Below are 1,293 nucleotides of genomic sequence, written 5' to 3'. Positions count from 1 at the left end.
GGTTCCGGCGCGGGGGCAGGCATGGGGGCTCCGGGAGCCGGAGCGGGCGCAGGAGCACCCGGCGCCGGGGCGGGAGCCCCGGGCACAGCCGGGGCGGGCGCCGGGGCCGGGGGCACCGGCTCGGGATCCGCATATGCCACCGCCGGCAGCGCAACAGCCGCGGCGGTCGCGCCGGTCATCGCAACCAGCGCCAGCTTCTTCGACAGACCTCTGCGCCGATGTGACATCGCATCCGACTCGTCCATGGGGAAGAAACTACCGTGTTACGGCCGTGACGCAAGTGTGAGTTGCTCTTAGAGTGCTCAAAATCGAGATTGCTATGCACAGCGAATAACCAGGTAAACAAGCCAACGATTGATTGCTGACGCGCGGGTGTGCCGGGCGCCACGCCGGAGCTGGCAACCCGCCTCAGGGCACTCCCCGCGCCGGACCCTCAACAGGTGATTCGGACCTGCGTATGCCCGCGTTACGTCGCGAACCGCGAGTCACTTCCGGTGCCCCGCCGGGTGGACGGCAACCTCCTGCGCCTTCACGGAGAAATACACCGTGTCGCCCGGCACCAGCCGCAGCTCGGCCGCCGACTCCGCGGTGATGTCGGCCGCCAGGCCGGGTGCACCGTCAGGCTGCTCATCGGCCCGCACCCGGATGCCTGGACCCCGGCTGTCGAGCTCGGCGACCGTCACCGGCACGGTATTGCGCGGACTTCCGTGCGGTTCGTCGCGGTACACCGAGACCGACGCCGGCGAGAACAGGGCGACGGCCGGTTCGCCGCGCTGCACATCGGTTGCCGGCGTGCCGTACCAGTTCGCCTGCGATGCGGTGGTCAGCACGCCATCGGCGCCTGCCGTTCCCCCGATCAGGTTGACGCCGGCGAACCTCGCCGCGAAATGACTCTTTGGTGCCGCCAATACCTCTGCGACAGAACCACTTTCAACGATGCGCCCATCCTCCACCACGATCACCCGGTCAGCCAGCGTCAGGACATCGAGCAGCTCGTGGGTGATCAGCACCGCGCACCTGCCGCCAACGGCCAGAACCCGGCGCAGCACCTTGCGCGTCGACGCTGCCACCGCCACGTCCAATCCGGTCAGCGGTTCGTCGAGCAGCAGGACCTCGGGATCGGCGGCCAGTGCCCGGGCCAGTGCCACCCGCTGCGCCTGGCCGCCCGACAGCCTGCGAGGTCGCCGGTCGGCCAGATCGACAGCGTCGACCTCGGCCAGCCACCGGCGGGCGCTGTCGGAGGCGGCCCGGCGGCCGACCCGGCGTCTACTACGGGCACCGAATGCCACGTTG

At 70.0% G+C, this 1,293-nt stretch carries 1 protein-coding gene and 1 pseudogene; both read right to left on the bottom strand.

Annotation, left to right across the window (positions count from 1 at the left end):
• Positions 1-245: pseudogene (locus A5779_RS33255) on the bottom strand (alanine and proline-rich secreted protein Apa); the annotation flags it as partial.
• Between the two features lie 240 nt (positions 246-485).
• On the bottom strand, positions 486-1,293 hold an 808-nt coding region (locus tag A5779_RS35020; RefSeq protein ID WP_064887525.1), incomplete at its 5' end, for an ATP-binding cassette domain-containing protein.

Source organism: Mycolicibacterium peregrinum (assembly GCF_001665625.1).
In the GTDB taxonomy this organism is placed as follows: Bacteria; Actinomycetota; Actinomycetes; order Mycobacteriales; family Mycobacteriaceae; genus Mycobacterium; species Mycobacterium peregrinum_B.
This window is presented reverse-complemented; position numbering and strand designations above follow the sequence as displayed.